Annotated in this window: 15 protein-coding genes; 9 read left to right on the top strand and 6 right to left on the bottom strand. The window is 46.4% G+C overall.

The annotated features are described in order from the left end of the window. Positions 1-98: 98 nt before the first annotated feature. Positions 99-983 (bottom strand): TetR/AcrR family transcriptional regulator, encoded by an 885-nt coding sequence (locus tag AC50Y5_RS21800; protein WP_494863693.1) that lies wholly within the window; start codon positions 981-983, stop codon positions 99-101. A gap of 196 nt (positions 984-1179) precedes the next feature. On the opposite strand from AC50Y5_RS21800, the gene AC50Y5_RS21795 reads away from it, so the two are divergent. After that, positions 1180-1896: an MBL fold metallo-hydrolase gene (locus AC50Y5_RS21795; protein WP_494863691.1), complete on the top strand. Its 717-nt coding sequence runs from the start codon at positions 1180-1182 to the stop codon at positions 1894-1896. After that, positions 1893-3011 carry an AbrB family transcriptional regulator gene (locus AC50Y5_RS21790; RefSeq protein WP_494863689.1) on the top strand — a complete coding sequence of 373 codons (1119 nt, stop codon included), beginning with the start codon at positions 1893-1895 and terminating at the stop codon, positions 3009-3011. Before AC50Y5_RS21795 ends, AC50Y5_RS21790 begins: the two co-directional genes overlap by 4 nt. A 51-nt stretch (positions 3012-3062) precedes the next feature. Here the strand turns inward: AC50Y5_RS21790 and AC50Y5_RS21785 are convergent, their stop codons facing one another. Further along, positions 3063-4010, bottom strand: coding sequence for a ketopantoate reductase family protein (locus AC50Y5_RS21785; RefSeq protein ID WP_056032149.1), 948 nt, complete (start codon positions 4008-4010; stop codon positions 3063-3065). 165 nt (positions 4011-4175) lie between these two features. On the opposite strand from AC50Y5_RS21785, the gene AC50Y5_RS21780 reads away from it, so the two are divergent. From AC50Y5_RS21780 to AC50Y5_RS21765, 4 genes are all read left to right on the top strand, one after another. Beyond that, positions 4176-4745, top strand: a complete 570-nt coding sequence (locus AC50Y5_RS21780) for a TetR/AcrR family transcriptional regulator (protein ID WP_056032152.1) — start codon at positions 4176-4178, stop codon at positions 4743-4745. 229 nt (positions 4746-4974) lie between these two features. After that, positions 4975-5199, top strand: a complete 225-nt coding sequence (locus tag AC50Y5_RS21775; protein WP_056032155.1) for a spore coat associated protein CotJA — start codon at positions 4975-4977, stop codon at positions 5197-5199. Between the two features lie 2 nt (positions 5200-5201). Then, positions 5202-5474 carry a spore coat protein CotJB gene (locus AC50Y5_RS21770; protein ID WP_056032158.1) on the top strand — a complete coding sequence of 91 codons (273 nt, stop codon included), beginning with the start codon at positions 5202-5204 and terminating at the stop codon, positions 5472-5474. Positions 5475-5582: 108 nt separating this feature from the next. After that, positions 5583-6152, top strand: a complete 570-nt coding sequence (locus tag AC50Y5_RS21765; RefSeq protein ID WP_056032161.1) for a manganese catalase family protein — start codon at positions 5583-5585, stop codon at positions 6150-6152. A 78-nt stretch (positions 6153-6230) separates the two neighbouring features. Here the strand turns inward: AC50Y5_RS21765 and AC50Y5_RS21760 are convergent, their stop codons facing one another. Further along, positions 6231-6791, bottom strand: a complete 561-nt coding sequence (locus AC50Y5_RS21760) for a maltose acetyltransferase domain-containing protein (RefSeq protein WP_056033042.1) — start codon at positions 6789-6791, stop codon at positions 6231-6233. A gap of 86 nt (positions 6792-6877) precedes the next feature. Continuing rightward, a complete protein-coding gene (locus AC50Y5_RS21755; RefSeq protein ID WP_056032164.1) occupies positions 6878-7813 on the bottom strand; it encodes a stalk domain-containing protein in 936 nt (311 codons plus the stop codon). Positions 7814-8055: 242 nt separating this feature from the next. On the opposite strand from AC50Y5_RS21755, the gene AC50Y5_RS21750 reads away from it, so the two are divergent. The 3 genes from AC50Y5_RS21750 (at position 8056) to AC50Y5_RS21740 (ending at position 10832) form a co-directional block, all read left to right on the top strand. Next, complete coding sequence (locus tag AC50Y5_RS21750) at positions 8056-8814, top strand: spr1630 family ClpXP-sensitive toxin (RefSeq protein ID WP_056032167.1); 759 nt, start codon at positions 8056-8058, stop codon at positions 8812-8814. 37 nt (positions 8815-8851) lie between these two features. Beyond that, positions 8852-10048: a spr1629 family repressor/antitoxin gene (locus AC50Y5_RS21745; protein ID WP_056032169.1), complete on the top strand. Its 1197-nt coding sequence runs from the start codon at positions 8852-8854 to the stop codon at positions 10046-10048. 373 nt (positions 10049-10421) lie between these two features. Further along, positions 10422-10832 (top strand): hypothetical protein, encoded by a 411-nt coding sequence (locus tag AC50Y5_RS21740; RefSeq protein WP_494863685.1) that lies wholly within the window; start codon positions 10422-10424, stop codon positions 10830-10832. Positions 10833-11449: 617 nt separating this feature from the next. Here AC50Y5_RS21740 and araA read toward each other — a convergent pair. Together araA and AC50Y5_RS21730 are read right to left on the bottom strand one after the other, a co-directional pair. Next, positions 11450-12874, bottom strand: a complete 1425-nt coding sequence (gene araA, locus AC50Y5_RS21735; RefSeq protein WP_099517569.1) for an L-arabinose isomerase — start codon at positions 12872-12874, stop codon at positions 11450-11452. Between the two features lie 42 nt (positions 12875-12916). After that, positions 12917-13612, bottom strand: coding sequence for an L-ribulose-5-phosphate 4-epimerase (locus AC50Y5_RS21730; RefSeq protein ID WP_056032178.1), 696 nt, complete (start codon positions 13610-13612; stop codon positions 12917-12919).

Genomic DNA, 13612 nt, shown 5'->3' with positions numbered 1-13612 from the left:
TTATCATGGGAGTGAATATGCGTTCGACAATTTTCGGGATAATATTCCTTTCTTAGACAGGTCAGATACCATTGCCCAATAGTCACAAGGGCAAGCTGCTAGAACAGCATAAGATTCAGCTGTCTTACATCAGCCCTCAGCTCGGAAACGTTGTCCAAATAGGCTATAAGCACGCGTACAAGTGTCGGATTTCGCTGCTCTGCCCGAGCCTCCTGCCCAAGGAGCGAAACGACTTCCCGCAGTTCTGCGCGAACAGCCTCTGGCTTAGGCAGCTCGTCTATTTTCCCCGCCAGTGCTTGAAGAAACTGCACAGCCGTTTCCCGCCGTACCGGCTCATCGCTCGGGTTCAAATGGTTAAAATAGACGTTCGCGCCATCAATAATCGGCTTCGGCTGCTTGTCCGTCATATCGCTTACGATGGCGTCCATCCGGTCCACCAGAAAAGCGGCCAGCTCTGCCATCGGCACGGCTATGACCTTCTGAATGGCATAGGACAAATATTGCAGCAGCATGCCTCGAAAAATGGTAACGACATCCCATATGATAGCGTCGATTTGCTCGCCGTACGCTTCTGTCAGCAGCTCCCGATGCCACGATAGCATAGCCGCTTTTTTATTTTGCCATGCTGTCAAAAATTTATCATTCGCCGTTATCGGCAGCTCTTTAAAGTCGAGCATGAACAAATGGTTCTCCATCGTATAATACAGCTGGAATTCAATTTTCCGGCGAAACTTCTCCTTTGGCGCAAGCCCCTGCTGCGACTGCACACGGTCAAGCTCCGCTTCCTGCTCCAGCAAAGAACGGTAGCAAACGGTAAACACCTCGGTGAATAAATCTTCCTTGGAAGCAAAAAACTTATATATGCTCGCTTTCGCCATGCCGCAAGCTTCAGCAATATCCTGCATGGATGCAGCGCTGTAGCCCTTCTCCCGAAAAAGCGCCAAAGCAGCGTCTAAAATTTTTCCTTTTCGTAATTCCTCCATTTAGATGCCCTCCTCCCCCCTATCTTGACATGAGGAAAGGGCGAGGTCAACGTCTGGAGTTGACACCGAAACTATTTAGTTTTATATTGAACTCATAAGTTTTACTTTACTGGTAAAGGAGGTGCGCTGCCGCTTGTTTCTATTTAAATAGGAATAAAGCTGTGGCCTGCACATGCGCATAGCCGAAGGAATTGAAATGCTGGAATTGACTTTAAGCTTGGGAGACAATCATAGAGTATTTCATCCCACAGCGATATTAGGGCCGGACTTCTGGGTGCTGGTTGATACGGGCCTGCCAGGCTCTGCCGAAGCGATTCAGCGAATGGTCGTAGAGGCAGGATTTCCCGATGTACCGCCAAGCGCTATTATTCTTACTCATCAGGATCTGGATCATATCGGGGGCTTGCCAGGTTTTCTGTCCTCGAGTCGCAAGCTGCCCGTCGTTTACGCCCATCTTGGGGATCAGGCTGCGATTGACGGGAAAGAGCCTCTGCTCAAAGCGTCTCCTGAAAGGCTGGCGCAGCTGCTTGAGACGATGCCTGAACAGCAGCGGACAGCGTTTGAGCACACTTTTATCCATCCAACCCGTCCGAACGTTAATTTGACGATTGCAGATGGCGATACGCTCGACTTCGGCGGCGGGCTTACCGTTATTCATACACCCGGCCATACGCCGGGACATCTCTCTCTGTATCATCAGCCGAGCAAGACGCTTCTCGCGGGGGATGCCATGGTGGTGATCGATGGCCAGCTATCCGGGCCAGTGCCTGCTGCCACCCCAAATATGGCGGAGGCTATCCGTTCCCTCAGCAAGCTTAAAGCGTTTGATATCGAGCAGGTGATTTGCTACCATGGCGGGCTGTTCCAAGGAGACGCAAACAAACGAATTGCTGAGCTGGCTGACCAGCTGTGATCCGTTTTGTAACGGCACTCGTGCTCGCTTTAGCCGGGGGCTATCTGTTCGCATCGCTTCATGTACCGCTGCCTTGGCTGCTCGGTCCGATGGTATTCGCCTTTCTCGGTTCACGATTGCTGAGAAAGACATTCAAACCGCAATGGCCCAGCTCCATGCGCAATATAGCACTGCTTATTATTGGCTATTCAATCGGACTGTCCCTTACAGTCGACACGATGAAGGAAATGGGCCATCAGCTGCCGACTATGGTGCTTATGACGGTACTGCTGCTGCTATTTAGCGGGTTAATTGGCATCACGATTGCCAAGCTGTCTGGATTGCCGCTGCCGACCGTCCTAATGGGCTGCATTCCGGGCGGCTTGTCGCAAATGGTTATTTTAGCGGAGGATACGAAGGGCATTGATATTACGGTCGTCACCTTTTTGCAGGTATCGCGGCTGATGATGATTATTTTTTGTGTGCCGCTGCTCGTATTCAGCCCATTGTTCGGGGGCGTTCACGATGAGATCGTCGTTGCAGCAGCAGGCTCCGAGTGGACGCAGTGGGGCGCCTTATTCCCGGGCATTGTGCCGTTTGCCCTCGCTTGTGTGGCGGCGGCGCTGCTGGCAAAAAAGATCAAGATGCCTTCGTCCTATTTGCTCGGCCCGATGATCGCAACCGCACTGCTTCATAACTTTGGCTTAGACGCTCCTCTGCTGCCATCGACCTTGTTGAGTGCAGCACAGCTCATGATCGGCACCTATGTCGGACTGCTGCTGCGGCCGGAAAATTTGAAAAATAAAACACGCATCACCCTGCTCGCCATCCTAAGCGGAATCGTCCTCATTGCCGGAGCATTCGGCATGAGCCTGCTGCTTGCCAAGCTGCATAATCTGTCGCCTGCCACTGCTTTTCTTAGCATGTCCCCTGGCGGCATGGACCAGATGGGCATTATCGCCAAGGAGATTCATGCGGATGTTGCCATCGTCAGCGTCTACCAGCTGTTTCGAACATGGTTCATCTACTTCGCCATCCCTCCCCTGCTGAGGCTTCTTTTCAAGCGTATCGGCAATGGCAGCGGAACAGGATCGGCAGCCGGCTCAAATGGGCAGCAGCCGATGGAAAGTAAGTAAGCAAGGACAGCGGGCTTAAGCGAAGCCGCGCTGTCCTTTTTTATCCACCACTTATCGTCTTTCGTTAGCTTTCCCCTCCATTTTTGCAAGGAACGCCTCCTCAAGCTCATTCCAGTTTGGCGTCGCTATACGGGCTTGCTGCTTCCAAACGTCGAACGCTTTATGCAAATGGGCGATTTCCACGAATGAGCCATCTATCATTTTCGCAACGGGAAGACGATGATAAATGTTCAGAAAAAAGTAGACGAGCTGCCTTTTCCGGCGAAAATAATCAACCTGGCTTGCAGGTGTAATCGTATAGCCGATAGCCTCCATTACTTTAAAGCCTTCATCAACGGCTGCAATCATTTGCAGGAGCAGTTTTTTGTCCTTCGCTATCTGTTTAAATTGATTGTCTTGGACATAACTAACGGAGCTCAACACCAGAATAGGGACAATGTGGCTTTTAAGCCATGCATCTATATCCTCATGATAATCGATTTTATATTTGACATCAGCAAATGCTTTGTCGATTAAATCTTTAAAGGGAACAGGCCCGTTCAAGCTGCCAAGCACCATTTGACCGCCTCCACGCACGGAGATCATGCGCCCCTTTTCTCTGCGGCCGCCGCTTAGCTGGAAGCCGAAGGCAACCTTTTTGTCAGGCAAGCTATTCTCCAACAGCTCTTTCTCCGTCGTACTGGCCGTCGGATTATTGCCGACAAGCACGATATGGCTGCTTTTATTTTTCGCCAAAATCGGCAGCACCGCTGGGAAATCATTATATTTCATCACAACAAAAATCAGGTCATAGCTGTCATCCGCCGGGAGTGCTTGAATGACCTTCACTTTATCTACGGTCGTTTTACGCTGAAAATAATGGCGAATGACGAGCCCATCCTCGCTCAGCTCCTCCGCTCTGCTTCCTCTTGCAAGCACCGTGACGTCATTGCCTCCCTGCACTAACACATGGGCCAGATAGCTGCCTAAAACGCCCGCGCCATAAACTAATATTTTCATATTCCACCCCTTATCGATTTGAACATTTGTTGATTTATCGACATTCGTTCAATACAATGATAGTACCAACGACTTGGGATCGCTTCAATCGTTAAAAAAGTCCGATTCGTTGATTAATCAACAGATTTGGTGAAGTTGTTTATATCCACTTTTCAGGAGGATTCTATGGACAGACGGGTGCTCAAAACGCGGGATGCGATTATGAAAGCTTTTATTGCCCTTATGGCAGAGAAAAATTTCGAGCAAATTACGATTAATGAAATTGCAGACCGGGCTAATGTAAACCGGGGCACCGTATATTTGCATTATGTAGACAAATTCGATCTTCTCGATCAATGCATAGAGGTCCATTTAGTCCAATTGCAGCAAAAATGCTTGCCTAACGAGGAGGCAACCTCCTTTACGTCTAAAGAGCTGCTGCTTCGAACGCTTGTATTTTTAGAGGAGCATGCTTTCCTATATTCGACTCTGCTGACAAACAAGAGCATCCCCGCTTTTCGAAGCCGCATGATGGAGTTGATGTTTCAGCAGCTAGGTGAAAACATCGATAAGAGTGATATGAACAAAGACAGGAACCAAGAAGTACTGAAGCAGTTTTTAGTATCCGCTGCGGTCGGTGTTCTGGAGTGGTGGATTACCCGTTCCATGCCCTATCCAGCCAAAGAGATGGCCGAAGAGTTATGGGCGCTGCTTGAGCGCAATCAGATGGTGCCGCAGGATGTGGAATCGAAATAAGCCAGGGCAGTTCCTCCTTGTAGAGGTACTGCCTTATTTTCGTTGCTGATCTGCAACGGATTTATTAACGAGCAAACCGACGAATAGCTGCTTAAATTTTCAACAGACAAGCAAGTTAGCTGAAATTTGAACATACAAATGTTTTAATACTCCAGCCAAGAGAACCATTTGTTGGACAAAATTGAAAGCAAAGAGAAGTGTTAGGCTAGCTGGATGAAGGAGGCCGTGCATGAACAGCAATCCGCAAATTCGAAAATGGTACCCCTTTGTCGGGCCGCATGATCCGTGCGAGCCGATGATTGTGCGGACGTATGTCGTTCCGCCGAACCAGTACATTCCTTTTCAGCCGATGAACCTTCCGCAATTTTCGCTAGAAGAGGCGCTGCGGCTTGGAACGCTATGGCCTGCCTTATACAGCCCGTACGCATCCAAATGTGGAGGGGGGAGCTATTAGCCATGAGTGAGCAGCCAATGGTGTGCGATGAAGCCTATTATGCCAAGCTTTTGGAGCTGCAGCAGTTGGGTTTTGGCCTGCTTGAGCTGAACCTCTATCTCGACACCCATCCGCATGACCATCATGCCCTGCAGCAATTCAATTATTTGGCCCAGCAACGCATGCAATGCGCCCAGCAGTTCGAAATGAAGTATGGTCCGCTGATGAACTATGGACACAGCTTCTCGGGTTACCCTTTCCAATGGCCGAATACGCCTTGGCCGTGGCAGGTGTAGCAGGCCTGACAGACAGTCAACATGAAGTACAGCGGGCTGCCGCTGCTGATGTCATCTGGGTAGCGGTCTAAAAAAGCGGCAGCTTAGCATGTTGGAGGTGACAACGGCATGTGGGTTTATGAGAAAAAGCTCCAGTACCCCGTTCGGGTTAGCAAATGCGATCCTCGAATGGCGCGTTATCTCGCCGAACAATACGGCGGCGCGGATGGAGAACTGGCGGCGGCACTTCGTTATCTGAATCAACGCTATACGATTCCGAGCAAGGTCATTGGCTTGCTAACGGATATTGGCACAGAGGAATTTGCGCATTTAGAGATGATTGCTACAATGATCTATAAACTGACCAAGGACGCTACCCCTCAGCAGCTTGAAGAGGCTGGGCTGGGGCCGCATTATGCGAGCCATGACAGCGCGCTGTTTTACAACAATGCCTCGGGCGTTCCTTTCACAGCCGCCTACATACAGGCCAAGGGAGATCCGCTTGCGGATTTATACGAGGATATTGCGGCTGAGGAGAAGGCGCGAGCGACCTATCAGTGGCTGATCGATATGACCGACGACGTCGATTTGCAGGACAGTCTGAAGTTTTTGCGCGAGCGGGAAATTGTCCATGCGCTGCGCTTCAAGGAAGCGGTCGAAATTATTAAGGAGGATCGGGATCAGAAGAAGGTTTATTGAGGAAGGGACAAAAAAAGGAGTAAAGCAGCCACCTGTGTGGGATGCTTTACTCCTCTGATTATTGCTGTGGGTAATCGCTTAAACATCAATGTTCTTAATAATTTTTGCAGGATTGCCTCCCACGACAGCATTGGCAGGTACATCCTTGGTTACTACCGCTCCAGAAGCGATGACGACGTTATCCCCAATCGTAACCCCCGGATTGATGACCGCTCTTCCTCCTATCCAGACATTGTTGCCGATGGTTACCGGCTTGCCAAATTCGGCGCCGGTGATTCGTTCAAACGGATTCAATGGATGAGTAGCTGTATAGATATGTACGCCTGGTGCTATAAAACAATTTTCCCCGATACGAACCTCGCATACATCCAGAATTACACAGTCAAAATTAACATAAAAATGGTTGCCTACATGAATGTTGTAGCCATAGTCGCAACGAAACGTCGGTTCGATATAGAGATGTTCCCCTGTTGAGCCAAAGAGCTGTTTGAGCAAATCAACCCGTTTGCCATAATCCGTCTCTATCGTTTGATTCAATAAACGGGTCAATTTCCTGGCATTTTCCCGGTCTTTCGTTAATTGCGGGTCCGAAGCCAGATATAGTTCTCCAGCTAGCATTTTTTCTTTCTCGGTTCTAATCGTCACGCTCGTTCACCCTTTCATATTGCATGAACTTATCTTAACAGCTGCACGAATTAAATAGTATGGTCCGTCCATTAAAAAGGCTACCACAGTGCTATTTTCTCTTTAAAAGCGCGCTCGACCAACCAGACTGGCACCATGAGCTGCATGGAGTCGCCAATATAAGCGCCTATTGGGTCAGCAGTGGGCTTTCCGTTCACAACCGCCTCATTTCCCCAGCTGCGAACGACCAAAGTCGTATCATCCCGGGAGAAAATCGCCTCGCTCTTCTGCTCGTTCCACTCAAGAGAGGCTCCGATCCGCTCGGCCATTTCCTGTGCAGGTATCCTCGTTGCATTGTAGGCTTCCACATCCGCTGCGGATGCGACAGCATTTAAGGCATCACCCGGAATCTCAAATACAGCGAAGCCGCCTGTCTCCGGAAGCGGAAAGCGGAAAACGAGGCTCCCCAGCACAAGTGATGCGGATTCCCGAAGAGCCGCCACCGAATGATACATATGATCTAAATCGTTTGCTTCCATCGCCCGTTCCAGAGTAACTGCTAAATCGAAGGGCAGTTTTGTAGTTCCGTAATGCGGCACTTCCCCGCGAATCGACGCAAAATCATATTCACTGACCTTACAGCAGGAAAAATCGATACTCGCGTGGCGAGCGTAATCAGGCTGTATGGGACGCAGTAGTGCCTCCGCTTCATTCATCGCCTGTGTTTTCCAAAAAGTGGTCGCATAGTCGTCCGTTAATCCGAGCTCCCGTTCCTTACTATGGTAGATATAAAACTGGAGCGATGGATCGGATTTTGGCTGTACAGTCGCTACTAGCGGTTCTATGTTATCCCATAAATAACGAACGTTCACAATCGTCATGTCTTCGGCATAGGTCTCCGCCAAATAATGCTCCGCCCGCTGCTCGAATCGGAACTTTTGGTAAAAGCCGTATTGAAACTCCGCGTAAAGCAGAATAGGGATGAGAATCGCAGCAACGATTCCCACCACCACGATTTTTCCGGCATTTAGCTTCATGGATGCGCTCCTTTTGCTTTGCTTATTCCCAAGTCGTTACTAGGAAGTACAATAACTAGACGTTCCAATTCCATTCTTTGTTGCCATAAATGGGTATCAGTCAATAATTCGAACTAACTACTATAAAGAAAAAGCAAGATATAGATTCAAACTTTAAAAAAAACAAAAAAAATCATTTCAATGCACCCCAACTTCGATTACAATATGAACTGTCTTCATATTATTGAACTGGGGTGTTTGATGTGGATAAATACAAGTTTAGTCCTGCACATAATAATATGATTGTTGATGCTATTGTTGAAGGTTATCGTGACTATGTTGATCATCGGAAAGACAGAAAATCAAAAATGAAAATCAGCTCTGCGTTTTCTTGGACTAAGGGTAATTTTATTGAGAGCAAACTCGCTGAAGAGTGCATCGCTCATGGATTTACATACAAGAAAGCAAAGGCTGGATTAACATGGGACTACCTCCAATTCATGAATGGAGATTCCAAAATTCTTTTTCTTATTAAAAATGCCGCTTATTTCAATGAAGATTGCTTTTCACAAGCTACGCTCCCAGATGAGAGCGAAAGCAATGGGTCTCTTCGCACCTATCTTCACGAACTCTCAAAAATAAATAAAGATTTAGCATTTTCCTCATCAGAACAATCGCTAAAAAGAGGAAAACGAACAGAGCGAGTCGAACAACTTTCCTTATTTATTTTAGAAAGTAAAGTCAAAGCCGACCTGGATCATTTCAAATCTTCTTACAACGAATTCCACATACTCACCTATTCTATTGATGAAGCGTATCAAATTTCTGAGGTTTTGCACTACCTTCCTAATCCAAATGATAACATCGCATACCTTGTCGAGGATCTGTCCGATTTCATCTCAGGAGCTACACTATCTGATGAGGACCGAGAAGTAGTAGCACCTGAATTAAATGATGATCGTATGGACCCAGCAGCATTTGATATTGGTATTATTGAAAAAGATAAAAAACAAGATATATAAAATGGCATTATGTTAAATAAATTAGGAGGCAGCAGGCATGTTTATTGGTAAGAACCTAACCAATTTACGAATCATGCACGGATATTCGCGTAAAGAGCTCTCCGACAAGTTAGGCGTAACCGAACAAGCAGTCTGGCAATACGAGAATGCTTATACATCTCCTAAAATGCAAATCGTAAATGAGTTAAAACAGATTTTTCAAGTGAAAAGTAAATATTTCTATATAGAAGATATGCTTGAAAAGAATATCACTTCAGCCAATATCGACTTAACGAATATTGCTTATCGCTCAAAAGTGCTGAATGTCATCTCAAAAACACAAGCAGAGGCTAAGCATGTTGAATTTTTGAATGTATTTGTCAACTATCTTACAACTAAAATTAGTTATCCCACCCTTAAAATGATTAAATTACGCGATGAAGTTATAGCGTATTTAAATCATACAGAGGACGATAGATCTGTTCAAATCAACCATGTTGCTCTCTTGGCACGACAAAGACTTGAGCTATCAAAAACGAATAATGATGATCTTATGTTCTTAATTGAAAAAAGCGGTGTTTTCGTGTTTGAAAAGGCTATTGGTGAAGAAATTGATGCCTATAGCCTTTGGACTCTGGAGGATAGGCCATATATTATACTTGGCAATATGAAGCGTTCCGCCGTTCGTAGGAACTTTGATATCGCTCATGAATTAGGTCATTTATTACTTCATTATCGTATGGAGTTTACGAACTTAGAACGAAAAGAACACAAACTTATTGAGAATGAAGCAAATATGTTTGCTGGCGCTTTATTATTGCCTGAAGACGAATTCACCACCGATATGCAGGACGTGTCCCATCTTACCAATCCAGATGATTATTTGGATTTAAAAAAGAAATGGAAAACATCGTTGCAGGTGTTGGGGTATAGAGCAGCTAATCTTGGAATCCTTCAGCCAAAGGATCATCGTAACTTCTATGCAGCCATGCATCGGAAAGGTTATTTGGAGTTTGAACCCCTTGATAACGTAATTCCAATTCAGAAACCAATGAAAATCAAAACCATCATTGATTTCGTTTCAAAAAAAGGAGTTATTGACATTGGTCAAATGATTGAGAATGATTGGAAAGCCGAAATTCCCTTCTTCCATCAGCTGACAGGAATTGATTCAAGTTTTTTCAACAAATATTTGACTCGAAGCTTGGATTTTGAACTCCGTGATATTTCTGAAATATCTAAGCATACTTCTTAAGTAAAATTATTATACAAAAGGATTTGTATATTGTTGAAGGTGCAAGTTACTACGATCTCTACGACAGACCAGAACCGGTTAAACAAGCTGTTGTAAAATGGGGAGCTTTCTATAAAGCTAATCTTTAAGTGATTATTTTAATCGCAGAACACAAAAGTAAAAAAGCAAAAAAACACATTGTCGAAGTCGCAGACAATGTGTTTTTTTGCTTTCTACTGAAATAAGGTGGAAGATACGTTCCACCAAGCTTTATGAACCTATACCTTTACAAACTAAAAAGGCGAATCATTTTAGGCTTTTCATGGGTTTGCAACCCTCACTACAATTTAAGCGTCTTATAGATATTATTAGTGAGGGTTAGGTGGTGAGCACATTGAAATATATATTATCTTTCTTGATTTTCCTTTTTGTAGTCACTGGTTGCAGTAGTAACGACGGAGGCTCTAACCATTCAAAAAAATCGAAAAACTCACTCCTTACACTTGAAGCTTTCGTTGTTGCAAAACATGATTTGGAAGGACGCAAGAAAATTCTGCTTGCATTAGATATAGAAAATACTGAGTTGCAGTCCAAATTAGAAACGATAGTTGATCAAAATGCCGAGGACATTCTAAGGGCTAATAAATTCGATTTACACTGGTTGGATGTAAGAAACATTTCCGCAGAAGAATTTGATTTTGACGCTATGAAAATCGGTTCGAAAATTCGTTTTGTTGCCGAAAATGAACAGCTGGATACCCATCCCCCAACTTCAATTGCCAAAGCAGTAAATATAATGAACTAGAGCGTGTATGCAAACGCAAGCGAGCTGGTTTCCGATAAAAGCCAGCGTTCAAACGTCTTCCCTCTACTGCCGGTAATGGCACAACTTCTAAATATGAAAAATGTGAACCTACGTACCAAAAGTCTGCTTCATGCTCTTCGTTTCTGGGGTTTGCTCCCTGCACAAAGACATATAGACAGACTTGGCGGACACAGAAACCGCTATTTTAATCGAATCATGGGCTACGGCAGAGGCTGCGGACTCAGGGGCCGCTAATGCGCTGCACATCGTCATTTTGAGAGGATTATTAAGGCAATAGCGGATCTCCTGTCCGCTTAATGCCCGAAAGGGAATCAAAAGCCAGAATAACGGAAACTCAGTCCGCCAAAAAAGAAATTCTCTTCCAAAACTGCGTGTTCTCAGCCACAGTGCTCACTGCAACTGTGCTCTCAGCAACAATTGCATGCTGTGGTTCCTTAAGCCTTGAATGGTCCGAAGAGATTTGCCTCGAATAATCACTTAACAAGGAGCAGCAGAAGGGCTCCCGTTTGCATACACACCCTAGAGCAAAAGAAAAAGGCCGGAGGTTCACCTCCGGCCTTAAGGAAAAAGCTTATCTGCTCGAATAAATAGTAATGTTACTTGATTACAACGTACTCCAGGTTCACAAGTTTAGCATAAGTCACGATTTGGTCTGTCGTCAGGTTCAAGGAAACGACCGTATGATGGCCGCCGCCATTCTCAATCCAAGCTTTTACGCCATCCTGGAAGTTCGGCTTCACCGTCCACAGCACACGAGCTACAGGGAGCTTAGGAGCTGGAACCGTTGGCTCGAATGCGGAAACCTCGTTGATTAACAGCTTGTAATGGGTGCCGAAATCCGCCATGGAGACGACGACGCCTTCGCCAGCTTTGCCGTCGAATATGAGACGCGCTGGATCCTCGCGATCGCCAATACCCAATGGGGAAACGATGATTGTTGGTTTGTTGCTGGCCAAGGTCGGATCTACTTCGAGCATATGAGATTGCAGAATGGCTTCTTGCCCAGCTGCCATCTCATATGTGTAATCCTCCATAAAGCCTGTATTTTGGTTATGACTCATCACTTTCAGCAAGCGATCAAGCGCAGCCGTCTTCCAGTCGCCTTCACCGGCAAAGCCGTAGCCTTGTGCCATCAGGCGTTGGACAGCCAGACCCGGAAGCTGCTTCATCCCATGCAAATCCTCGAAGTTCGTAGTGAAGGCATTGTAGCCCTTCTCTTCAAAGAAACGTTTCATCGCGATTTCATAGCTCGCTTGTACTCTTACGCTAGCTTCCCAAGACTCTTTGCTGCTCGTGCCATAATCAAATGTATATAGCTCTGCATAAAGCCCCATCAGATCGTCGATTTCTTGCTCCGTAACGGCATTTACGTATTGTACGAGGTCGCCGATGCCGTAATAATCTACCGTCCAACCGAATTGAATTTGAGCTTCAACTTTATCTCCATCCGTAACGCCGACGTTGCGCATATTGTCGCCAAAACGAGCAACCTTGATGTTAAAGCTTTCGTTATAGGCAACTGCTACGTCCATCCAGTCGGCAATTTGCTGATGCACTTCCGGACGCTCCCAGTAGCCTACGACGATTTTATTTTGCTTCTTCAGACGGGCATTGATGAAGCCGTATTCGCGGTCACCATGAGCGGCCTGGTTCAGGTTCATGAAGTCCATATCGATCGTGGCCCAAGGAATGCTTTCGTTGTATTGAGTTGCCAAGTGAAGCAGCGGCTTCTGCAGCAATTTCGTGCCGCGAATCCACATTTTCGCAGGCGAGAACGTATGCATCCACGTAATGACGCCCGCCACTTCGTCGCGATAGTTGACTTCTTTCATAATGCTTGTGATTTTATCTGCGCTGACAGCCAGATCCTGCAATACAACCGGGTAAGGCAACACACCGCTTGCATTCAAGGCATCCGTCATCGTCTGAGCATGTGCTTTCACTTCAGCCAATGCTTCTTCCCCATACAGGTTTTGAGAACCTACGACAAACCAAAACTCTTTAGCTAATGTTACTGACATACCGATCATCCTCTTTTCTAATTTTAGTCGTGGATAAAATGATTATTTCTGCCCGTAATAAGCGTCTTTCCCATGTTTGCGCAAATAATGTTTGTCCAAAATGCCTTGCGGCAGTTCTTTGGCAAAATGATTCAATTGCCGTGCATACAAGTTCATTTTGCAAACTTCCTCCAGCACGACGCTGTTCACGACTGCCGATTTTGCATCCTTGCCCCACGTAAACGGTGCGTGACCATGGAGAAGGACAGCCGGTATCGCCATGACATCCAGCCCGCGCTGCTCGAAAGTTTCAATGATGACACGTCCCGTTTCGGCCTCATAACCCCGGTCAATCTCCCCTTGATTCAGGAAACGGGCACAAGGCACAGCTCCATAAAAGGTATCCGCATGCGTCGTTCCCATGACCGGCACATCAAGTCCTGCTTGTGCCCAGATCGTTGCCCAAGTGGAGTGGGTATGCACGATGCCGCCGATCTCTGAGTAATGTTTATACAATACGGCATGAGTCGCGGTATCAGAGGAAGGTCTTAGCTCTCCCTCAACCACATTGCCATCTAGATCGACAACGACCATATCGCTCGCCTTCATCTTGTCATAACTGACACCGCTTGGTTTGATGACGAAGAGTCCGCTTTCCCGATCAATGGCGCTTACATTGCCCCATGTGAATTTTACGAGTCCATGCTTCGGCAATTCCAAATTCGCCTCATATACCTCTTCCTTCAGCTGTTCTAACAT

It is taken from the genome of Paenibacillus sp. JT22N7 (assembly GCF_059383875.1).
The sequence above is the reverse complement of the archived record's forward strand: the minus strand, read 5'-3'. Positions and strand labels throughout refer to the sequence as shown.

Excerpts from the sequence above, each read along its gene's own strand:
- AC50Y5_RS21730 (WP_056032178.1), bottom strand. The coding sequence starts at position 13,612 with ATGTTAGAACAGCTGAAGGAAGAGGTATATGAGGCGAATTTGGAATTG.
- AC50Y5_RS21775 (WP_056032155.1), top strand. The coding sequence starts at position 4,975 with ATGAACAGCAATCCGCAAATTCGAAAATGGTACCCCTTTGTCGGGCCG.
- araA (WP_099517569.1), bottom strand. The coding sequence starts at position 12,874 with ATGTCAGTAACATTAGCTAAAGAGTTTTGGTTTGTCGTAGGTTCTCAA.
- AC50Y5_RS21745 (WP_056032169.1), top strand. The coding sequence starts at position 8,852 with ATGTTTATTGGTAAGAACCTAACCAATTTACGAATCATGCACGGATAT.
- AC50Y5_RS21765 (WP_056032161.1), top strand. The coding sequence starts at position 5,583 with ATGTGGGTTTATGAGAAAAAGCTCCAGTACCCCGTTCGGGTTAGCAAA.
- AC50Y5_RS21770 (WP_056032158.1), top strand. The coding sequence starts at position 5,202 with ATGAGTGAGCAGCCAATGGTGTGCGATGAAGCCTATTATGCCAAGCTT.
- AC50Y5_RS21795 (WP_494863691.1), top strand. The coding sequence starts at position 1,180 with ATGCTGGAATTGACTTTAAGCTTGGGAGACAATCATAGAGTATTTCAT.
- AC50Y5_RS21780 (WP_056032152.1), top strand. The coding sequence starts at position 4,176 with ATGGACAGACGGGTGCTCAAAACGCGGGATGCGATTATGAAAGCTTTT.
- AC50Y5_RS21800 (WP_494863693.1), bottom strand. The coding sequence starts at position 983 with ATGGAGGAATTACGAAAAGGAAAAATTTTAGACGCTGCTTTGGCGCTT.
- AC50Y5_RS21755 (WP_056032164.1), bottom strand. The coding sequence starts at position 7,813 with ATGAAGCTAAATGCCGGAAAAATCGTGGTGGTGGGAATCGTTGCTGCG.
- AC50Y5_RS21785 (WP_056032149.1), bottom strand. The coding sequence starts at position 4,010 with ATGAAAATATTAGTTTATGGCGCGGGCGTTTTAGGCAGCTATCTGGCC.